Raw genomic sequence first — 20,563 nt, forward strand, 5'->3', positions numbered from 1 at the left:
TGCCCCGAACCAGATGTCCAGAAAGACCAGATGACGATCTGGTTTGAGTTGGCGCCGCAAGCCGCCAACTCGTTAAAGGGCCGTCATAGCCAGGATAGCTGGTCTTTCGGCAACCGTCCGCTCGGATCGAATACCGTCACCTTGTGCGGCAGATCTGGCCCCCAATCCCAAAGCACGAGATTGCAATCTTCTGCCTCGGCGCCCGGCGCAAAGCTTGGCACCAGAATGCCGGCAATGCCTCGAGAACGCAGGCGGTCATGGACATCCCATGAAGCCGGGCGTTCCCCGTTGCTGAGCGCCGTCGCCCAGGCGCACGACACCTCGTCGAGCGTGACGGACGCTTCTCCCCTCCCCTTCCCCGTTGTCAGGTCCACAATGGCCTCGCAATCAACCTCGTAGGAACACAACACGCACGGATCGATCCGATGCGCGAAGCCCTGATTGGCTTCCTTGACCGCCGTCATGATGGTCAGGGCCAGGTAGAGTGCGGGCACACCTTTGGGATTAAAGCGCGCACCCCTGATCGCGGCTCCCTCACCGGAAGTCGGTTTGAAAGCCCAACGCGGATCATGTGCCCTGTAGCAGGTTCCAACGAACCTCAAGCAAAGCCGCCAAGCGCCATGTGATCGAGATAGTCACGAACGGCACCAGCCTTGCCCTCTTTCACGAGCGCTTCGGCGGTGCGCCCTCCGAATGCCGCAAGCGGCTGGGCTCGATACCACGCCATCGCCTGGTCCTTTCCCCCCGCCCAATCCGTCACGCGGCTGATGATCTCAAGCATCTCACGAAGTCGCCCCTGTGTTTTGGCGGCGCGGCTGCGCTCCAATCGATAAAGGGTCTCGCGAGCAAGGCCGGCCGTCTCGGCCAATTGGCCCTTGGACATTCCAAAGCCATCCGCCACCTGGTCGACAGCAATGTTCCCGGCCGGATCCATATAAAGCAAAACCAACGGTGCGTTCGGGGCGATTTTTCTGAGTGCGTGGCCCACAGCTTACATCCTGTCATATCAGACGTCACAAATACTAGGCAAAACATAAGGCACTTTAACGTTAGCATCAAGTCTCGCAACCGAGGCGACCACCGACGAGGCTGTTGGATGGCCCGCTCGCGGCTGATCAAGAGCATTCCCCTGCCTCGACTTACGACGTGACAGCACGTGACCCAGTACACCGGCTAAACAGCTTGGCCTTGAGCGGGATTGATCAACGACCAGGCCCGTCCCTCCCCAATCAATCCCAGCCTTTCCGTTTCATGCTGAGCCGCAGTGCCTCGCTGATCTCAGCGGATCTTGGGCCGCTGGCCGGCCCATCCTGATGCGCGCTGTCCTTCCAGAGCGGCTTGCCGGCGTTCTGGCTGGTCTTTGCATCAAGCCTTGCACGCAGCAGCGCCATGACCATCGGCCACACCGAAAACTGGCCGTTGCGAGCCCGCTCCGTCAGGTTCCTGAGATAGCCGCCCCGACTGTTGATCTGGTCGGTTCGCTGCAGCATCGCAGCTATCGTGATAGCCGCGTTTTCAGGCCCCATCACCTGGACCGCCTCCTGCCATGCGCTGGGGCTGACCCCCATATGGGGCCGGGCCAGTTCGGCCGCCGCAACAAAGTCGCGCCAGGTTCGGATCTGGGCGCCGCGGCCCATGTTCAGGATTTCCGGGCAGGCGTCCAGCACCATTCCCAGGGGCAACTCCCTTTTGGGCAGGCTGTGCACATTGTTATCGTGCCCGGCGCTGCCGCTCGCTTCTTTCTCGTTATCCTGGCGTTCTTCAGTTTCATCGTTAGAATGAGAGTCTGGGTTTGAATTCTGTATGTGGCGCTCGAAATGGGACTCATTGGCGTTCATATTTTGTGATTTAACGAATGTTTCCAGCAGTTGATGCACTTCGGCCCAGATGTCCTCCAACTCGTCGGCAACCGACTCCAGCAACTGGCGTGAGGCTGTCCGCGGCAATCGAGCGACCGCCGCCTCATACCGCTTCTGAAACCGGCGCCAATCACACGGAACCTGTTCATTGAGCCCTGCATCGATCATCTTGACGATGTCGCGCCGGCAGATGGTGAGACGCTCCTTGACCAGCCTGTAGGCCTTCCGCTCGGCTTGCACGGCGGCCGCCAACTGCTTGAATTCCTCGGCACGAGCCACGATTGGCGCAAGGTCGAAGCCATAGGCCTGCTCGATCTGCCCGCCCTCCCCCTTGCGAGCAAAGCGTTTGCCATTCGGGCTGTCACGACGGATCACCAAGCCACACGTCACAAGGACGGACAGGTGGCGCCTAAGCGTCGCCGGCGACATGCCGTTGGCACGCCGGATCAGCTGCTCGTTGGAGGGAAACACGACCAGGCCCCCCTCCCCGGAAAGATCATCCTCACGGTGAAACGACAGCAGCGCATTGAGGATCGCCAGCGAACGATCGGTCGCGCCTATGGCGTCCCTGGCCTCTGTGATGTCTCGAAACGCCTGCCATTTAGGCACCACAGTCGTTCGGTCGATCGCCTTTGCACCTGCCTGGCTTGCCATCTGGGCAAGCGTCATTGACCGCCGCCCAAAGGGCGTCGTTGAGATATGCGTAACCATTTTCCCTTTGCCTCTAGTCAGACAAAAGAAATCTGCTCGCCAGACGACGCCTAATAGCACTTGACAGTGATTCGCGGATTTGCGATTCTCGGCTTGCTACAGACCTGAGAAGGGCTTCCGTGACGGTGACGTTCGGGGGCCTTTTTCTTTTGCGGTTCAGTCTCCTGTTGTCTTCCTGGATTCCGTCTCTCGGAACGCCTCGAACAGTTCCTCGAGCCTGCCGGCAATGAAAGCACCGAACGCCGAGGCCTCCCTGGATTTAAAAGCCAGGGTGAAAACCTTCCCAGTATCGGTGATCCTTGCCTTTACGGAATTGTCTTTTGTCGCCCAGGCCCTTTCCACGGCCCTCGTCGGCGTCGATTTCGCACCGTGGACGGTTGCCGCCAGCAGTTCATAAAGGGCCTGGAACCGCGCATCGCTGCCGGCTTGCTGGAACTGGGCGGACTGGACATGCGCCTGCGCCCTGGCGGCATTGGCCGGATGCTCCATGAGCTTGGCCAACTGCCACCAGCGGTCACGGCCGATCCCCTTGGCCGCCCCGATGGCCATGATGACGGATTCGGAGACGTTGCTCGACACGGACCGCATCTTGGAGAAGGTCGTATCGTCGAGCGTCAAGGCCGATTTAACGATATCGGCCGAATAGCCCTGCTTGAGCAGGCGCTCGGCAAACAGCGTCCGCTCGACAAAGGACAGGTTGGCGCGAGCCGCATTCTCCTGGCCCTGGGCGACGACGTGATCGCGATCGTCCATTTGCTTGACAACGGCTCGCACTGGGCGCCCCAACGCACGTGCGACCCTGACGCGCCGATGCCCGAACACGGTCTGGTAGCGCCCGGGGGAAGCCGGATGCGGCCTGACCAGAATGGGCGAATCCTGTCCGCGCTCCTGGATCGCCCGCACCAACTCGGAGAATTCCTGCTCATCCTCGCCAATCCGGTCCGACACAAACGAGGTGTCCACCAGCTCTGGGTCGAGATCGACAACCGAGCTTTTCGACAGCTCTTCAAAGGACTGCATGATGGATCGCGATGCGCCGCGAACAGCGTAGCTCGACACATCCCTGGTCTGCTCCACCGCAGCGGACCCCATCACGCTATCGAAAATGTCCTTGCGCGCCATTCAGCCCCTCCTCAAATCAGCTACCAGTCTGATTTTGTGGACAAAAATCTGCGTTTTTACTGCAGTAAAATTCATCGCCATCACGCCCTCCCCCACGCGCGATGGACGAGCGAGACGATTTCGGAATTGACCGCGTCGAGCGATTCCATCGCCCGATCGTAGGTCGTGCGCGTGAACGATGATTTCTCGACTTCGTAGAGTGTCTGCTTGGTAAGCCCGGCGTCCGATATGGCGGTCGACTTCAGCATCGGATGTTCCAGGATCTGGCCGGCCAGCATCGATTGCATAAAGCCCACCATCTGGGCCTGCGGGATGTCGGTGGGCTCGTAACGGGTGATCAGATAACGGAACCAGTCGAGTTGGATCTCGGCTCCGGCTCCCTTGATGGTTTTCAGAATGCCGCCGAGCATCAGCAGAAACTGGCTCATGGACATGAGATCGAGCATTTGGGGGTGAACCGTAATCAGCACCGACGTCGCGGCCGACATGGCGGTCAAGGTGAGATAGCCGAGCTGTGGGGGACAGTCGACGACGACGACGTCATAGCGATCGTCGACGTCACTCAAGGCCCTGGCTATGCGCAAGAAGAACTGGCGGCCGGCATTGGATGATTTGTCCTGCATTGCCAACGGCGTATCGTACTCATATTCCTGAAGTTCGAGATTTGCAGGAACAATGTCGAGGCCGGGGAAATTCGTCGGGACGATGACGTCGGCTATGGACCTACGCTCCGCATCATAGCGGATCGCCTCATAGAGCGAGAGGTTCCGGTCGAGTTCCGGCTGGAAGCCGTGAAGTGCCGACAAAGACGCTTGCGGATCGAGATCGATGGCAAGCACGCGATGGCCGGTAAGTGCCAGGTGCTGGGCGAGGTGAGCCGCGGTCGTGGTCTTGCCGCTTCCTCCTTTGAAATTGACCACCGCGATGACCTGCAGCTTATCTCCAGGCTTGCGGTGCGGGACGTATTTCTTAACCTCCGTCCTGCCATGCTGGTCGAGGAAATGGCGAAGCTCCAGCATCTGGTCCGCCGTATAAGAGCGTCGACCCGACTGCGCTTGTTCGGGCAGGGGCCCCTTGCCTTCGAGATGGAGGCGCTTCAGATTGTTTTGCGACACACCAAGATAGTGCGCTACCTCGGCCATGGAGAAGGTGCGCAGGGTCTTCGTGGCGTTCGGAGGAAACTTCTCCATGCGCAGCTGATTGAGCCGACGCGATATCTCCGCCCCGTGCTCGAGGATCTTGTCGTCAAACTCAAAGCTGGGCAACCGCATCGCGATGTTCATACTTCCGGAAACCTGAATTGGCGCTTTTTGGTGGGAAACAGACCAACAACCGCCATTAAGCTCCGATTCGCCATCCCGAGCAAGAGCTTTTGGGTTAACAGGAGGTTAACGGCCCGAGCGGTCAACACGCCGGTAAAAACGTCTGCTGGAGAGAGCTACCACGCTGTTTCGATTTAGGTTTTTGTGGAAATTTACTGCAGTAAAGTACAAACAGTAAAGTTGCCACCACTGTCGCTCCAGCGGCGGGAAAACGGGAGTCATTCGACCCCGGGGGCGAGATATCTGTGCATGGGGCCGGGGCCCTGGTGTCAGTCAGCCGCACCCATGACCTGGCGGCCAGGCGTGTTGATCAGCAGCAGCCCTGCAAGTTCACGGCTGACTGGCCCAAGCGCCTGGCATAACGCAGCGCGAACGCGTGCCGGACGGCCATTCTATGCCAGGCGCGCCGCTGGCGACAAGCGGCTGCTGCCAAGGCGACGGCTGCTGAGACGGTCATGAGCGCCAGCCCCGCCGTGTCATAAGCCAGCGCATCGCGCAGGTTAAATTGCGTTGTAGTGACCAAATGCGATTACCGGCTCGTAGACGATATAGGTCCTGGTGATAGCTTCCTTGTGCCTCCTCAACCCTGTCATCTGCGATACCCCGGACAAGCTGTTGCTGCTCGAGTCATTGGCTTCGTCCACGGCCTCTGGCCCGCGTTCGCGTTCTCGGCTCCGAGCAGGCAACATTGCAAGACACTGCCGCTGCGATGCCGAGCCTCAATCGGAACGTGCCGCTAGTCGACGGCAATTTCGGTCCGGGCATTGTTTGGTCTCCTGGCACCTCGAGCGGAGCTGGTGAAAAGCAGGCCGCTCACGGAAAGGATCACGAGGAGCGCGCCACTCGCCATCCATATCGACGGAACCTCCGCAAGAAAGGCCCAGCCGAGCAACACAGCGATGATGGGGTTGACGAAGGTATAGGTCGCTACGAAGGTCGGCGTGACTTTGCGGAGCAGCCAGATGTAGGCGGCAAAGGCGATCACCGTTCCGGCAACGGTGAGGTATGCCCACCCAGCGACCGACAACGCCGTGATCGAGGAGGGGTGAAAAAGGCTCACTTCACCCTTGGCGGCACCGACAACCGCCAAGGCAGCGGCGCCAGCCCACAATTCGATGATAGACATCACCAATGGGCTGCTGGACGTTGGGGACTGTTCGGATACCACCGTTCCGACGCTCCAGGACAGGGACGCGCCAAGCAGCAAGAAAATGTCGATGAAGTGCACCGCCCCGATTCCGCCACCGCCTTCTTCCCAGGCTATCAGCGCAACGCCAACGACACCGGGGACGAGAAAGGTCAGTGACAAGGGGCTTGGCCGATCGGGACGTCGGAGGCCTGTCTGAAGCGCCGCAATCCACAAGGGAATGGTCGCCAGCATGATTGCGGCCAGGCCTGTTGGAACACGCTGCTGAACGTTGGCAAGGATGCCGTGGCATCCGACGAAGAAAAGTAATCCGCATATGACGCCGTATAGCAGGGACCTCCTTGACGGAGGTCTCGCACCGGATGCTGCGGCAATGATGAAAACGATCAGACCACCGACCAGGCAGCGCGCCGCCATCAGCAGGAATGGCGGCAGTGATTGCAGGGCCAGCGTCAAGGCCAGGTAAGTCGAGCCCCAGATGAAGTAGATGGCGCCGAAGGCAGCTATCAGGAGAAAACTTGCGCTGGGGAGCTTCATAGGCGTAAAACCTCTTATGAGGTTAGAATTCGGAGATCGCGCTTGGGTTCCCCGCACAACCTGAAAAAGCGGCAGCCGACCGATGTCGCAAAGGAGGATCTAGCGATCCGCTTTGTCAACACGGTCGCCTGGCGCCTGCGGCAAGCCACTGAGGAGCGGCTTCCCACGACCGCGGCACTGCTGGATTGGCTTGATGAAAACGGCGTGCGCATTTCCAACGATGCTGCTGAACTCACGCGGGGGAGGGGAGGGCACTTTCAAGGGGCCCAAACCGCATATGCAAGCGCCATAGCGCTGCGCGAGACGATCTATGCACTCCTGGTGGCACAGATCAGAAATGTCAGTCCCGTTGCCGACCACGTCCAGGCATTCAATCGTTTTCTGCATCACAGGCCAGCCGCTTTGCTGGAATGGCGTGCCGGGAAATTCGGCTGGAACGGCTCGCATCCAAATGAACTCGATTTTTGCACGCCGATCGCCATCTCCGCGGCTGAACTCATGACCGGCCCGCGGGCAGGACGGGTCAAGCAATGTGCCGACGATCGCGGCTGCGGCTGGTTGTTCATCGATGAGAGCCGGGCGCAAAACCGTCGTTGGTGTTCCATGGGAGACTGCGGCAACCGCGCCAAGGCGTCGCGCCATTATGCCAGGATCCGCGAGACCCGAACCGGGAACTGACGCCATGGCAGCCCCCACAGATGTTGCTGTAAAAGCAGGTGGCCCTGAGTCACGCCTATCATAGCGTCAACTGTAGCGGGCCATTTCGCCACAGTTCAGTGACAGGATACCAGCTGGCATGGGGTTTGCCGGAGGGGTGTAAGGTCGTATCCTACATCGCGCAAGCTGGATCAGACACTATGTGCAACGACTACGAGCAACACATTCTGTGGGCTGAATACTGCAAGATGATGCAGAGGCTCGAACTCGGGATGCCTACCGGGCAGAGCGAAGGCGATCTGCCCCAGGCCGACGACATCAAGATCAACGATGTCGGCCCGGTGATGCGCGCCGCCGGCAATGGCATCGAACTGGTGCCTATGAACTTTAGCTTCCCGCCATCGAGCCCGCGCGGCGGACCGGTTTTCAATTTCCGCTCCGAAGGCCGAAGCTTTGCCAATAGCAACCGCTGCCTCATTCCGGCCTCGGCATTCTTCGAGTTCACGGGCAAGAAATATCCGAAGGCCAAACATCGCTTCACAATGAATGATGAGCCGTTCATGGCGATCGCCGGCATCTGGCGGGAAGGGCAGGGCGGAGCGCCAGCGGCCTTCACGATGCTGACAACCGGTCCCGGACCAGACGTTGGGCCCTATCACGACCGGCAGATCGTCGTGTTGAGCCCGCATAACTGGGCGCACTGGATCTACCTTACCAAGACCGAAGCGGAGCTGCTTCAACCGTCGCCTGCAGGCACACTGCATGTTGAAACGGTTCGGCCAGGAAGCGACTGATGAGCGCTGCTGGCGGGGCCCAGATTGAAGCCCCTGCTGTTCGGTGACAGGCCCACGACTGCGTACAGGCGCGGCGTCAGCCAGCCTGGTTGGCGGTGGCATTTTCTTTCCAGCCGTGGCGCAGACCAGCCCGGCCAATGCCGGAGAGCACGGCGACCGACAGCTACACCACGTTCGGGACACGATCCAGCCAGCGTGCATCGGCGGGCCTGATCGTCACGGAGGCGACGCAAATGTCGCCTATGGAAAAGGGTAGCAGATCGCGCGCTCAAAGCACGTCGTCGTTGCGTTTCTTTCCCTTGCCTGCAAAACAGCTTCTGGGGGCGAATCCGGTTACCTGGGTCTCGAACCCGCACTAGAGGGAACATTCTGCCTGACAGTAAATTTGTTTAGCGATACCAGAAATGTCGTGCGGAACGATGAACAGACGATCTGCTTGGCGGATTGGAGCCATCGGCATCGGGGGACTTGAGTCGCCGGGTCTGAGATAAAGCGCATTGGTATCCGAGGAAACCTGATGTACCAAGAAACAACATATTGCTCGGCCTGGCCTTTGGCGTTTCCTTGGCACTTGTGCTTAGCGTCATTGAGTGCAGCCCTAAAGTAAGTTCAGCATCGCTATGTCCGCAGACGAGACCAAAAGAGCCAAACTCGAACGCCTGATATCATCCGTACCGAAGCACGAATTCGAGTTTCTGATGAAGCTCGGAAAGCTCAGCAGGCAAGAAGCACAGGCGCTCGTCGAGAAGCACAATGGCGATCGCGCCCGGATATATGCTGACTTGGCGGCCATAAGAACATTCAGATGGTAGGGACACATTGCCTGCGAGTTCCTCTAAGTCGAGCACGACGCCGACCCTGGGACGGCAATCTTGCGCCATCCCCATTCTCTCTACTCCAGCGTCGCTATATGGCGGTATGACGGCACCATCTAACGCATGACGAAAGGGCTAGGGCCGCCGACGAGCCCTGCCGACGTCCCGCTCCGGACGGCTCCAGCTCGCTGCCGCGAGGGGAGGGATCGTGCTGTATCGAGTCGCCGCAGTCGGCATTCCCGACGCTGCTCTAGCATGCCGTCCTTCAGCCTCTGCGTTCCGCTCTCCAAACAGGTCTGAACAGCAAGTCCGCAATGCTCGGTTTGCACTCGATCCCTCCCGGTCCCGGCGATGGTGGTGGTCGTCCGATAGGCTTAATTGCGCTGTAGCTAATATAAGATATACCAAGCCTTGCGGGAGGCCCCCCGACCGCGATGGCCGGTGCGGCCCGCATCCCAACATCCCAGACCGCGCCGGCCATTCCAGCTCGTGTCCAATGAAAGATGTAGCTCGCGCTAACAAAAGCTGCTTGCATGTGGATTTGACAGCCCCGCGATGAGCGTGCCGCGCGCCGGAGGCATCGGCGCTGCGCCATGCTTTGGTGGCGGACACCCAGCGTTTGCCTCAAAGGGCTACGATGAGGGTTTGCAGGCTAGCAGCTAAAGGGAGATGGAAATCACCCAGGCGCCGGCGCCGCGGAAGGATGGGCGGTCGAACACGCAAGGGTGCGGGGAGCCGGCCCGGCGGAATCCCTGGGAAGGGTCAGCCGGCGCCCAATGGCCGTGCAGAGCCAGCCCCTTGCTGCCGGACGGCAATGCGCCCCTCGCTCAGGAGGCATCTGGATGCCAAGTTGCTCCTACATACAGATGTCAACTGTTTATATAGCTGCATTCGAAACCCGCATATTCCGTCATGCCTCGTAGATCGAGCACGCGAACACGGCCTTGCCGGAATTCGAGAAATTTACGCTCGCGCAGTTCGCGCAGCATCCTGTTGACATGAATCGGAGTGAGGCCGAGGGCGTCCGCGAGATCGTACTGGGTCAGAGGGCATTCATAGCTATCGCGGGTGACGAAGCCTATGTGTTCCAGGCGCGTCCTCAATTCGAGGAACAGATGTGCGGTCCGCGCCAGGGCACTGCGTCGACCAACATTGGTGAGATGTTCAGCGATGACGGCCCCCTTGTGCCCAAGAGCCGCGACGACCAGGGAGAAAAGATGGGGGGATTTCATGGCTGCGAGCGTAAATGTCTTGGTCGAGGCTACCAAGACGTTCAGTTCGGTTCGAGCAACAAACGTTTCAAGCGCGCCACCCCCGCTCGACCGGGACAGGACGAGATCGCCTTTCAAGGCAAAATCAAGGATCTGTCGCTGCCCCCCTGCAAGTTCGTGCGACAGGCAACCCCAGCCCGACTCGACTATGAATACGCGATCATTGTCCTCACCCTGGCTGAAAATGACCGTCTCGGGTGGATAACGCTTCGGTGTGAACCCCAGCGTCTTCATGAGCGCCGAATCTTCGTCGGCAAGCCTGATATACGATGACCGCTTTTCATTCCCGCCCAAAGACTGTGAAGCGTACAACATCTATAATCCCGCCCGATGTCTTCCTTTCTATCCCCAACGGATCGAATGTACATTAAATTTGGCGTGATGGGTACCTGTGCGACGTCGCAGCTACCAGCATGCGAAAGCAAGCGTTGTACGTCGCAACCCCGCAGCTAGCTTTTATTTCTTGTGAAAGTTTCTTGCATGGAATCGACTATTTCGGCGGCGATGAAGCTGCTGCGATTGTCCACTTGGCCGGCGGCATTCCGCAAGGTATTTGATGCGTCCTTGAGCAACCCTCTTATCTGTCTTGCCGACAACAATTCCGATGCCTCAAGTTCAAGCAGCACCGATTCACTTACGTGCAACGCGGCAAGGGCAACAGCTCGAGGCCTGGTGGCTAGTAATTTCAAGAGATCACTGCTGGGCCTAGTACGAGATTTCTTTTTTGCCATAGTATGCTTCTCAACTGTCCGGACAAGAAGGGTGTTTGGACTCACATCACCTCGCCTTGGCGATTTTAATCGCGATCCGCGGCGACAAACGAGATTGGAAAAGCTCAATCTGTGCGTCCCTTTAGACATATTGTAAGCATGCTATCCCGGTTTGGAGCCACGACACAGAGGCAGGCATACCGAATTAGCCGTAGCTTGCCCTTCCACCTTGGGACACCACGATACCGCCGTCGCCGCTGAGACGTCGCATCGGAGAACGGCGACAAGTCGTTCATCAGAGAAACCATGGTCACTCCCCAGCTCACGGGGTCGCCGCTTGCCGTCCGGGACGGGTCTCGCCACCTTCGATCGGGCGCGTACATCGCTGGCCTGCCACGCTGTCGAATTCTTCCATACCCAGCCGGATGAATAGTGTAGGGCAGACCGTGAGGCTTAGCCCAGAGCCCGCGCGGCGACGCTCTCACCCATGCCCAAAGCCGGCATCGGGAAAGATTCGATCTGCCCTTCGGTCTTGTCCAAATATTGCATCAAGGCCGTCACCAAGTGGTAGAAAATGCTGGCGGGAACCTCCGTCGCCTGTGATCTTCCGCGCTCGTCAATTCTGTCGATCCACAAGCCAAGGGGGGCGGGATCGATATGCCATCGAAAGAGGCGGGCAACACGGGCCTCTATCTCTGGTTTCAAATCAGGCCCGCCTATGCCGTCCAAGGCTATGGCTGCCTTGATAGCCTCGCATTGGGGCCAACTGCGGGAGAGCCGGTCGATGGGCATTCCCTGCCGCGACACAGCCGCGTAAGCCAGACCCGTAGCCCGATTCAAGCCGCTGGCGATCGCGGACGAATAGAGCTTCCGTGCATAACTGGCCAAGTCCTTTTGCCCGCTTTTTTGAGCGAAATCGATGAGAAGCGAGGCCCATTCGAAATGGTGGCCCGGTTCGGTCGACAGGCCTTTTTCTCCAGGCAAAGGTAGCCAGTCGACGTCGAAATTTTCCCCTACCGTCCAGCTCTCCTGGTCGAAGAAATGGCATCTGAAGAGATCGACCACGCGAGCCGACCGGCGCAGATAGGTGCGGTCGCCAGTAACGCCATGCCACGCAAGGAAAGCCTCCAGCATGTGCATGTGCGGGTTCGAAAACCGCATCCCGTTGGAGCCGGAGGTTTCCAGAAAGCCGTTCAGACGGTGGTCTTCGAGATGTGCGTCGATGAAATGGAATGTCTCTTGTGCCAGTCGCAAGGCCTCGCGATGGCCGCATCGATGAGCATGGCAAAGTGCCAGGAGCACGCAGGAATGATCGTATGCGTCCTCCGCAGGGTCAGCCACGCTGCCATTGACATTAAGGGTGCGCACCCAGCCACCACGGGTGGTACGGCCATATTTGGCAATGAAGTCGATGCCGTGGTCGATCAGCTCGTCGGCTGGTCCGGCCCAGCCGCGTTCCTTGGCCACCGCGAAGGCGTAGATCTGGCGAGCCATGGTGCGCATGCGCTTGGGCTTCCCCAGCGGCCTTGTGTCGAAACCGAGCGCCTCGTGAAAGCCGCCGTTCACATCATCGACCCCTACGGTGGACCAAAGCGGCAGGGTTTCGTTGAAGAGCCAATGTTCGACGCGCTTGCGCCAGGAACCGTTGATGATGACCCGGTCTCCCGAGGGTGTGTACTTCGTCTCAAGCCGTCCGCTCTTTTCCAACTGCTCGACGACCTTCTTCACGTTCTGGCTGTGGCTGACAGGGGCGACGAACACCGCGTCCGGTGTCGCTACTACCGCCACCCCCGTCATGCCGATGACGGTCAGCAGCCTGCCTTGGCTTCTAAGGTAGGAGCTGTCGCAGTCCATGGCGACGATGTCGCCCATCACGACATTGCCATTGCCGTCGATCGGACTGGCTTCGAGCAGCGATTGCCACGACCCAAGGTCGTTCCAGCGGAAGGAAGCCGTAACCATGGCAATATCGCGTGCATGCTCCATGACGGCATAGTCTATCGAGGTGGAGGGGACGGCCGAGTAGAAACCCTGGGGGAGACAGATACCCGAGAGGTCCGTTCGTGCAGTCTTGTAGGCCCGTTCTGCAGTTTCCCAGATGTCCGGCTGCAACTCGAGAAATGCCCGGCGCATGGTGTCGGCACGAAACAGGAAAATGCCTGCGTTCCAGTAGAATCGTCCTGACGATACGTAGTTGCGCGCTGTCTCGGCGTTGGGCTTTTCGACGAAGCGCGAAACTGCAGCCACGCGGTCGTCAGTTGCTGCAACCTCGATGTAGCCGTATCCAGTTTCCGCATGCGTTGGCTTGATGCCGAACACGATGATGCTCCCTGACTCGGCGGCATGAACGCCCGACTCGACGGTCTCCCAGAATTGCGCGTCGGTCGATATTTCGTGATCGGAGGGAACCACTAGCACAAGTGCATCGCTGCCATGTTCCGATATTGTCTGCAGGGTGGCTATGGCGACGGCTGCGGCGGTATTGCGACCGACAGGCTCGAAGATCGGCTTACCGCCGTTCAGGCCGAGCGAAGCAATGTCAGAGATAACACGATCGGCATGTCGTTCGGAAGCGATCAGGTAGATTGGGGTCTGATTGTCGGGCCGCGCCTTGAGGCGCCGGACAGTCTTTGCGAGCATTGAACCGTCGCCCGAAAGGTCGTGGAATTGCTTTGGATTGTCTTCGCGCGAAAGCGGCCACAGGCGTGAGCCCACGCCCCCGCTCATGACAAAACACACCAGCTCGGATGCCATATTCGAGTCCCTTCTCAGAAATCTCTAACTACTGGCTCGACCTTTGGATCTTGGCGCAACTGCAGGTCGAGAGCATCGACCATGTCGTGGCGCCCTTTGGACGGAGCAGCGCACCAGAGCCGGATCATAGGCTTCTCCGAGAGGCTGTCACTGTGGCCCCGGCGAGGAGCTGGCAGCAGCGGCGTGAGGCAGGCAGACTGCGAAAAGCCATGCCGACATTCTGGACCAGGCCGCCAAGGAACAGCCCGGCGATTGGGCGCCAGGCAGCGATCAAATGGCTGCCCAAGTCACGTCCACTACCATCCAGCGCGGCGGCCGGCCCGACGCCGCGTCGTGATGCAATTGAGTTTGTAAAGGACACCTTCCGCTCCGAAATCGCTCACGAGGGAGGGTTTTAGCATGCTGCGGGGCGCCGGCCTCGTCAGGAATTCGGGCAGTCCTGACATCCAGATACGCTCCCCTCATCCAATAGGAGATGCCAATCGGCCGCCGAAAGGATGTCTCGTAGAGGCGAGAGCGTTTTGTATTCTGGCACATGCGTTCCATTCGGGCGCTCACGTTAAGGATTGGGCCGCAAAATGCCGCTTCCCGCATTGAGGTCCCCGTCGCGCGAACTCGTCGATGAAAGGCGCCTTGGCCGGCTGGTTCGGCTTCTTCAGGCCACGCAAGTCGAAATCGAGAAGGAGGCGACGCAACTTTATCCGTCGGAAAACGCGATGGCGGACTGCGCCGCGTTTTCTGTGCAGGCGCTCGAGAACGGCGAAACCCTCGACGTTATCTCCGTCAGGATCGATACGCTCACACATAATATGATGTTGAATCACCAACGGCAGGTCTCGCTGCAGCGGCAGCTGTCATTCGTGCGCAGGACTCAAGCAGAATTGCAGCGCCTTCTTCCCTCCCATAGGACGTAGCCGCATACGCCAATTGGCGGCGTTTACCTTCCGCACCGCCGGGATAGTCTTTTGGGGCAATCTGGGATCGCGGGGCCGCAGCTTTCCACCAGACATCGGCCGGACAACATGCTTCGCCTGCATCAGGATGGCGCGTGCGCCGGAGTTTCCCGCACGCCTGCAGGAGAAGTTGAATGGACCGCATGTTGCCTCATCAATGGCCTGCGACAACGAACAAGCAGGGTGCCATCAGCCAGGAGTTTATCGGCCTCGCTGATATAACCGGATTTTTGCGGCGTTACCTCAGAACGATCATTGCCTGCCTTGGCGCCGCGCTCTTGGTGGCCTGGTTCTACAACTCGACCACCGACCCGGTGTTTACCGCCAGTGCGCAGATCCTGATCGAGCCGAAAGTGCCGCAACATCTCCAGGAGGGCGGAGAAGTAAACCTGTCATTGGACACCGCGCAGGTGGAAAGCCAGATCGCAGTGATGCAGTCGGAAAAAATCGCCGCGATGGTCATTGAGCAGCAGAAACTCGTCGAAGACCCTAAGTTTAACCGTCCACAAGCGCCGATTTTGCCGGGGGCATTCAGAAAAATAAAAATGGTCCTGGCTGACGCTTTGGGAGCCCAAAAAAGCGCCAGGCTGACCTCGCTGTGGGATTATTTCGGCTTGGGCATGCCAGAACCCGCCGCATCACTGAGCGACTATCAGAAATTCCGCCACACAATGTCGAGTTTCCGCGACGGCCTCGATATCCGCAGGGTCGGTGTTTCCTACGCGATAGACATTTCCTTCACCTCCGTTGATCCCGAGGGCGCATCCAACATTGCCAACGCCACGGCCGATGCCTTCGTGCATGAACAGATCGAAACCAAGGCCGACGCGGCACGGGAAGGTGGCGCGTGGCTTGAGAAGCGTCTTCAGCAGCTTCGTGCGCAAATGAACGCGGCCATGGCGAAGGCTCAGGAGTTCCGTTCTCGGCACGACTACAGCGTCGGCAACGAGGCCAACAATGAAGAGGCCAATGCCACGGACGGCGTCAACGCCGTGCCGACGCTCGAAGAGCTCGAGGTGACCGCCGAAACCTATCAGAAGATGTACGAAAGCTTCCTCCAGGCCTACACCAACTCGGTGAGCCAGCAATCGTATCCCGTGGCCGACGCGAGGGTGATCACGGCCGCGACAGCGCCGCTTTATCCGAGCGCTCCAAGGCCGAAACTGGTCCTTGCCTTCGCCGCGATTGCCGGGCTCATTGTCGGCATCGGGATTTCGTTTGTGAGGCACACGCTCGATTGGACCGTCAGGTCGCCGCGGCACATCAGGGAGAACCTCGGCATCGAGTGCCTCGGAGAGTTGCCTTTGACGAGCAAGCGAATGGAATCCGGCCACATTGACGAGGTCAAGAGACGTCCCTACTCGCGATACAGCCAGTGCCTCAGGAAGGCACGGGCCGAGATCAGCCTTGCGGAAACCAACCATCAGGTCAAATTCCTCGGGTTGACCGCCGTATCCAACGGCAGTCCCAAGAGTTCCGTCATCAGCAATCTCGCCACGCTTTACTCGATGTCGGGTCTAAAGACGCTGGTGATCGACGCCGATGTCCGGCGATCGGTGACCACCATGCGGCTGCTCGGCCGCTCGGTTGCCTATGACAGACTGTGCCAGGACCCGATCCGGCTCAGCATCGTGCGCGCACCAGGCCGATCGTTCGACCTGCTTCGCAGTTCCGTGGTGGAGGGCACCGACTTGTTGACGCCACGCAACATGGAGGCGTTCCTCTCGGAAGTTACAGCTTTTGGTCTCGCCGATCACGAACTTGGCGCTTACGACGTTGTCATCGTTGACCTGCCGACACTGGCCTCGGGAGCCGACGAACTGATGGTCGGATCCGTTCTGGACGGTGTCGTCATCGTTGCGGAATGGGGCAAGACGCATTCCGAAACGCTGCGGGACCTTGTCAGAGCGTTGCAGGCCAGCAGGGCGCATGTGCTTGGAGCCCTTTTGGCGAACGCTCGGGCGATGACATCCAAACAGCGCACGACATGAGAAGGGCAGATGCGTCGTCGAAAGCCTGGAAGACGTTCGGGATCATCCCTTGGCATTAGGGTTAGGGTGGGGCGCGTAGTGCTACCTCCTTTGCCTTTCTTGCCGAGCGTCCTCCAGATTGGGAAACTGTCAGCGTCACACAATTCGAAACAATGATCGTCATGACAAACGCCTTCGAGAAGCAGTCACATCTGGCACCCTCGAGTTGGGGCCCGCCATCCGTTCCGGTAGCAGTCGACAACCGAGCGGTCCTGCATGTTGTTTCGGCTCCCGACCACGACAGTGGCGGGGTGTTGTTGATCGACTTGTCACCCGCCACCAGGGCAGGCTCTACAAATCCTCCCGTGGGAGGTCTTCTGAAGCGAATCCTGGATTTGATCATAGCGGTCACGGCGCTTGTCATGGCCGCGCCGGTAATGGTTGCTGTTGCCCTGCTCATCAGGATCACGACAGGCGGCCCGGCGGTGTTCCCGCACCGCCGGGTCGGCCTCGGCGGAAGACCGTTCAACTGCTATAAGTTCCGTTCGATGGTCGCCAATTCGGAAGCCGTTCTGAAAGCCTGCCTCGAAGCCAATCCCGACATCAGAATGGAGTGGGAGAAGACCCACAAGATCAGGAACGACCCGCGCGTGACGTTCCTCGGGCGAATGCTGCGAAGGTCAAGCCTCGATGAACTCCCCCAGCTCTACAACATTGTCCGTGGCGACATGAGTTGCGTGGGGCCAAGGCCGGTCGTGAAGGAAGAGCTCCAGCTTTACGGCGACCACGTAGCGGACTATCTCCGCGCCAGGCCGGGACTGACCGGTCTTTGGCAGGTGAGCGGAAGAAGCAGCGTGGACTACGCCACGCGCGTGGCGCTGGACAGCCACTATGTTCGGAACTGGTCTGTCTGGTCCGACATCGTGATCCTGTTCAGGACCGTCTTCGCGGTGATGCGCTTCGACAGGACCTCCTAATCCCCCTGACCCGTCACTCTGCGGTTTGCTTCCAGCGGACGGACAGAAACACCCCTATGATGTACGCGCCTGCCAACACGAATGCCAGGATCAGGAATTTGAGGACGCTCACATGGCCCGGAAATCCAAAGCCGTTCCAGGCCAAGCTTCCAATCGCAAGCAGGGCGGTGGCTGCGAGAAGGGCGGAAACCTTGAACCGCAGGCCTATCAGAGCGCCCGCAGCCGCCAGGGCGATTAGTGTCATGAGCACCGACATCTCCAGTGGCAGGACGGATCGACTCACTGCGGCACAAGGTTCCGTCCGGGGCCTGAGGGCCCACGGTGCTCACTGATATGCGGCCTCAAAGAGCAAGGCAAGTGCTGCGAGCATTGCCTAGACGGTCGGCTTGAGTGCCGAGTCTTGCTTCATCTTCCTGATCTTCCTGAATGGCTTCGGCCGCCGTGGTTTCAGGGCACAAGCCAAGCCGATCATATGGAGGCGATCGAGAGCGTCACAGGATCTGATGCGGGGGGACCGATCAGCCAACTGGTCAGTTGCCCTGGCGGATCGCGGACTTGATCAATTGATGCCCTGAACCGGAACCGTCTCGGCCTGAAGGCTACCGCCTGCAGGTATGCTAGCCAGACCTGCGTCCGGCGCCGGGATCTCGACCTTCACTGTGTCGCCGGGTTCTAATGCTGTCGTCTCCTCGGCGGGAAGTTCGGCTGTGCTGCTATCCGTCGTCCGGACGATCTTGAAGATTGGCTTGGCACTTTCGGAGCGTTGCCTCAGAGCGAGTAGGGCGGGGACTGCAATCTCGGTTTCGTGCAGCAACTGCACCGCGGTATCGGCCTTGCTGGTCACTTCGTTGAGCTGCAGCTGGGTTTCGCGCAAACCTTCAGCGACTTCGCTGGCGTGCCGGTTGCTGATGTTGAGAATCTCGATGTCGGTCTTGCTGATCTCCTGCCTCACGCGCAGCAGCGAGGTCTCGGCAGCGAGCCTGTCCCCTTGCATCTGCGCGACCGTCCCCTCAAGCGATAGCTCGCGTGGTGCAACCGCCAGTCCCTTCTCGACAAGCGTCGAAACACTCGCGAGCTCCTTCTGGACAAGCTCGATCTGTTTGTCGTGGAATGTCAGTTGCTGTCCCAGCGAGTCCAGTTCCTTTTCCAGGAAGTCCCGGAGTTCATGGAGTGAACGCAGTTGCGTCGTCAGCGCGTCCTTGCCGATCGCAAAGATCTTGCGCTCCTGGTCCATTGTCGATGCAACGGTTTGGTTGGAAGCCCTGTCGTTCAATTCCGCAGGAAACGAGATCTCCTCGCTGCCGGCCAGTTCGGCTTCGAGGCGCGCCTTGCGGGCAAGAAGGCTGACATTGTTCAGCGCCAGTAAACCCACATCGCCCTGGCCTGAGATGACTTCCCGCCCCAGCCGCGATATGTCGTCCTGGCGTATGGGCAGGCCGCCCGCGATCCCCACCGCCTGCAGCACGGTCAGTCCGGGCCGATAAGGAAACTCCCCGGGTTGCTTGACATTGCCGACGATGTAGAAAGGTCTGTACTGCACAATTTCTACAGCGACATCGGGCTGGCGGCCGAGCCCCATGTTCCGCATCAGGCGATCGCCGATGGCCCGGGCGAGGTCGCCGGGAGCGGTGCCCTGCGCGCGTATCTGGCCGACAAACGGAAGGAAGAGCGTGCCGTCGGCACCGACGACGAAAGCGTCGTTGAGAGCCGTCCATTCGAAAATCACATCACGTGATGCGCGCCATTCATAAACCTTGAGCCTGACCTTATCTTGGGGTCCGAGCAGATACTCGGCAGCCGCGGAAGGCAAGGCGCCGGCGACTGTCGCGGCCAGTGAGGCAGACGCGATCGTCAAAACCCATTTGCGCATTGTCTTCCCCTTCGTCAGATTTTCAAGATGTACTCGGGTTCGATTCGGCCAATCGCGACGTGCAGGATAGCGAGCAGGTTACCCCTGAGCCTGCCCCTACGGTCGACATACGGCTCGGGCCACAGGCTCTTTGCCAGATTGGCTGCAATATTCCTGAGCATCAGGGGAAGCGCGAAAGAGGCCGGCACGGACCCCTTTCTGATCAGATAGATCGCATTAGCAACCTGGGAGTAGCCGAATCGCTCTCCGCTGACGCGACCTGTCTTGATGCCCAGATGGACTCCCCTGATCGAGGATACGCAGACCACCCGGCCTTTGGATCTCAGTTGGCTGGTGAAGTCGATGTCCTCCTGCCATCCATACAGGACGAGGCGCTCGTCGAAACGCAAATCGCCCACAAGCGAGGAACGGACCGACATGTTACATCCGTATGCACCCACATGGTCGATTGCCGAAGGTCCGGCACTGCGGGTGCCCTCTGCTGCCCGCAGCGCGGCTTCGGCATCTTCCCAGGTGAGGCCAGCGTTGGCGGCCCCGTCCTTGATGACCCTGCCCATCACCACCGCCCACTCGTCATTTGTGATAAAGGCTTCTTCGACCTGCTTCAGGTATTCGGCCGATGGGACGAAATCGTCGTCGAAGAATGTGATGATGTCGAAGCGCGCCAGCGACGGCGCAAGAGCCGTGTTCCGCTGTGCGGTCAGCCCCCTCGGCCCGAAAACACATTTTACAGGAAAGGGGCAACTGGCCGGCAATTCAACATGCGTGGCGTCGGGCGCGGACACTATGACTTCATCGGGAAGTCTTTTCTGGCTACCCAAATAGCCGAGCAGGCGCGCAACCTGCGCGCTGCGGCCTAGGGTTGGGATAATCACTGCCAGTCTCATGCCAGGTCCATGTTTCGCTGTCCGCCGACCCTAGGACGGCGAACACACCTGGACAGCCTGCATAAAAGGGTAAGCACAGCCCCAGGTTACCTCGGAGCACAGGCTTTTGGCGTATTGCGGGCCGACTCGCTCCAACCAAAAGGATTAGGCCGGCCCGCGCTCGCAGCGTCCTGTAACCGATCGGACGACTTGCAAGAGCCATGGCAT

At 59.4% G+C, this 20,563-nt stretch carries 17 protein-coding genes; 5 read left to right on the forward strand and 12 right to left on the reverse strand.

Going from position 1 to position 20,563, the window contains the following annotated elements:
* Positions 1-83 precede the first annotated feature (83 nt).
* The 6 genes from LB516_RS24150 to LB516_RS24175 all read right to left on the reverse strand — a co-directional run bounded on the left by LB516_RS24150 (position 84) and on the right by LB516_RS24175 (position 6,698).
* A complete protein-coding gene (locus LB516_RS24150; RefSeq protein ID WP_140663897.1) occupies positions 84-602 on the reverse strand; it encodes an RES family NAD+ phosphorylase in 519 nt (172 codons plus the stop codon).
* Positions 599-934 (reverse strand): antitoxin Xre/MbcA/ParS toxin-binding domain-containing protein, encoded by a 336-nt coding sequence (locus LB516_RS24155; RefSeq protein ID WP_140664019.1) that lies wholly within the window; start codon positions 932-934, stop codon positions 599-601. The genes LB516_RS24150 and LB516_RS24155 overlap by 4 nt, the downstream gene beginning before the upstream one ends.
* A 295-nt stretch (positions 935-1,229) precedes the next feature.
* Positions 1,230-2,570, reverse strand: a complete 1,341-nt coding sequence (repC, locus tag LB516_RS24160) for a plasmid replication protein RepC (protein WP_140722032.1) — start codon at positions 2,568-2,570, stop codon at positions 1,230-1,232.
* A 156-nt stretch (positions 2,571-2,726) separates the two neighbouring features.
* A complete protein-coding gene (gene repB / locus LB516_RS24165) occupies positions 2,727-3,692 on the reverse strand; it encodes a plasmid partitioning protein RepB (RefSeq protein ID WP_140722029.1) in 966 nt (321 codons plus the stop codon).
* 80 nt (positions 3,693-3,772) lie between these two features.
* Positions 3,773-4,975 carry a plasmid partitioning protein RepA gene (gene repA, locus LB516_RS24170; protein WP_140620207.1) on the reverse strand — a complete coding sequence of 401 codons (1,203 nt, stop codon included), beginning with the start codon at positions 4,973-4,975 and terminating at the stop codon, positions 3,773-3,775.
* A 775-nt stretch (positions 4,976-5,750) separates the two neighbouring features.
* The gene (locus tag LB516_RS24175; protein ID WP_140722026.1) at positions 5,751-6,698 is read right to left on the reverse strand and encodes an EamA family transporter; all 948 of its coding nucleotides are present in this window, start codon (positions 6,696-6,698) and stop codon (positions 5,751-5,753) included.
* 42 nt (positions 6,699-6,740) lie between these two features.
* Here LB516_RS24175 and LB516_RS24180 point away from each other — a divergent pair, with 42 nt between their 5' ends.
* On the forward strand, positions 6,741-7,376 hold the full coding sequence (locus LB516_RS24180) for a CGNR zinc finger domain-containing protein (protein WP_224720484.1): 636 nt from the start codon (positions 6,741-6,743) through the stop codon (positions 7,374-7,376).
* Between the two features lie 179 nt (positions 7,377-7,555).
* Positions 7,556-8,149 carry an SOS response-associated peptidase family protein gene (locus tag LB516_RS24185; RefSeq protein WP_140722023.1) on the forward strand — a complete coding sequence of 198 codons (594 nt, stop codon included), beginning with the start codon at positions 7,556-7,558 and terminating at the stop codon, positions 8,147-8,149.
* Positions 8,150-9,833: 1,684 nt separating this feature from the next.
* Here LB516_RS24185 and LB516_RS24190 read toward each other — a convergent pair.
* From LB516_RS24190 to LB516_RS24200, 3 genes are all read right to left on the reverse strand, one after another.
* On the reverse strand, positions 9,834-10,550 hold the full coding sequence (locus LB516_RS24190) for a Crp/Fnr family transcriptional regulator (RefSeq protein WP_140620199.1): 717 nt from the start codon (positions 10,548-10,550) through the stop codon (positions 9,834-9,836).
* A gap of 134 nt (positions 10,551-10,684) precedes the next feature.
* Positions 10,685-10,966: a hypothetical protein gene (locus LB516_RS24195; protein ID WP_140663915.1), complete on the reverse strand. Its 282-nt coding sequence runs from the start codon at positions 10,964-10,966 to the stop codon at positions 10,685-10,687.
* Between the two features lie 432 nt (positions 10,967-11,398).
* Complete coding sequence (locus LB516_RS24200) at positions 11,399-13,699, reverse strand: AGE family epimerase/isomerase (RefSeq protein ID WP_140663918.1); 2,301 nt, start codon at positions 13,697-13,699, stop codon at positions 11,399-11,401.
* A gap of 578 nt (positions 13,700-14,277) precedes the next feature.
* Here LB516_RS24200 and LB516_RS24205 point away from each other — a divergent pair.
* The 3 genes from LB516_RS24205 (at position 14,278) to LB516_RS24215 (ending at position 17,599) form a co-directional block, all read left to right on the forward strand.
* Positions 14,278-14,613: a hypothetical protein gene (locus tag LB516_RS24205; RefSeq protein ID WP_140722020.1), complete on the forward strand. Its 336-nt coding sequence runs from the start codon at positions 14,278-14,280 to the stop codon at positions 14,611-14,613.
* Positions 14,614-14,786: 173 nt separating this feature from the next.
* Positions 14,787-16,643 (forward strand): GumC family protein, encoded by a 1,857-nt coding sequence (locus LB516_RS24210; RefSeq protein ID WP_140663924.1) that lies wholly within the window; start codon positions 14,787-14,789, stop codon positions 16,641-16,643.
* Positions 16,644-16,987: 344 nt separating this feature from the next.
* A complete protein-coding gene (locus LB516_RS24215; protein ID WP_224720491.1) occupies positions 16,988-17,599 on the forward strand; it encodes a sugar transferase in 612 nt (203 codons plus the stop codon).
* Positions 17,600-17,612: 13 nt separating this feature from the next.
* On the opposite strand, the gene LB516_RS24220 is transcribed toward LB516_RS24215, so the two are convergent.
* The 3 genes from LB516_RS24220 to LB516_RS24230 form a co-directional block, all read right to left on the reverse strand.
* Positions 17,613-17,843, reverse strand: a complete 231-nt coding sequence (locus LB516_RS24220; RefSeq protein WP_140663930.1) for a hypothetical protein — start codon at positions 17,841-17,843, stop codon at positions 17,613-17,615.
* 315 nt (positions 17,844-18,158) lie between these two features.
* Positions 18,159-19,469: a polysaccharide biosynthesis/export family protein gene (locus LB516_RS24225; protein WP_140722017.1), complete on the reverse strand. Its 1,311-nt coding sequence runs from the start codon at positions 19,467-19,469 to the stop codon at positions 18,159-18,161.
* Between the two features lie 14 nt (positions 19,470-19,483).
* Positions 19,484-20,356: a glycosyltransferase family 2 protein gene (locus LB516_RS24230; protein ID WP_140663935.1), complete on the reverse strand. Its 873-nt coding sequence runs from the start codon at positions 20,354-20,356 to the stop codon at positions 19,484-19,486.
* Positions 20,357-20,563: the final 207 nt, after the last annotated feature.

The organism is Mesorhizobium sp. CO1-1-7 (genome assembly GCF_020164885.1).
GTDB classification, from domain to species: Bacteria; Pseudomonadota; Alphaproteobacteria; order Rhizobiales; family Rhizobiaceae; genus Mesorhizobium; species Mesorhizobium australicum.

Coding starts and splice junctions, on each gene's coding strand:
- LB516_RS24155 (WP_140664019.1), bottom strand. CDS start 934: ATGGATCCGGCCGGGAACATTGCTGTCGACCAGGTGGCGGATGGCTTT.
- repC (WP_140722032.1), bottom strand. CDS start 2,570: ATGGTTACGCATATCTCAACGACGCCCTTTGGGCGGCGGTCAATGACG.
- repB (WP_140722029.1), bottom strand. CDS start 3,692: ATGGCGCGCAAGGACATTTTCGATAGCGTGATGGGGTCCGCTGCGGTG.
- repA (WP_140620207.1), bottom strand. CDS start 4,975: ATGAACATCGCGATGCGGTTGCCCAGCTTTGAGTTTGACGACAAGATC.
- LB516_RS24175 (WP_140722026.1), bottom strand. CDS start 6,698: ATGAAGCTCCCCAGCGCAAGTTTTCTCCTGATAGCTGCCTTCGGCGCC.
- LB516_RS24185 (WP_140722023.1), top strand. CDS start 7,556: ATGTGCAACGACTACGAGCAACACATTCTGTGGGCTGAATACTGCAAG.
- LB516_RS24190 (WP_140620199.1), bottom strand. CDS start 10,550: ATGTTGTACGCTTCACAGTCTTTGGGCGGGAATGAAAAGCGGTCATCG.
- LB516_RS24195 (WP_140663915.1), bottom strand. CDS start 10,966: ATGGCAAAAAAGAAATCTCGTACTAGGCCCAGCAGTGATCTCTTGAAA.
- LB516_RS24200 (WP_140663918.1), bottom strand. CDS start 13,699: ATGGCATCCGAGCTGGTGTGTTTTGTCATGAGCGGGGGCGTGGGCTCA.
- LB516_RS24205 (WP_140722020.1), top strand. CDS start 14,278: ATGCCGCTTCCCGCATTGAGGTCCCCGTCGCGCGAACTCGTCGATGAA.
- LB516_RS24210 (WP_140663924.1), top strand. CDS start 14,787: ATGGACCGCATGTTGCCTCATCAATGGCCTGCGACAACGAACAAGCAG.
- LB516_RS24220 (WP_140663930.1), bottom strand. CDS start 17,843: ATGACACTAATCGCCCTGGCGGCTGCGGGCGCTCTGATAGGCCTGCGG.
- LB516_RS24225 (WP_140722017.1), bottom strand. CDS start 19,469: ATGCGCAAATGGGTTTTGACGATCGCGTCTGCCTCACTGGCCGCGACA.
- LB516_RS24230 (WP_140663935.1), bottom strand. CDS start 20,356: ATGAGACTGGCAGTGATTATCCCAACCCTAGGCCGCAGCGCGCAGGTT.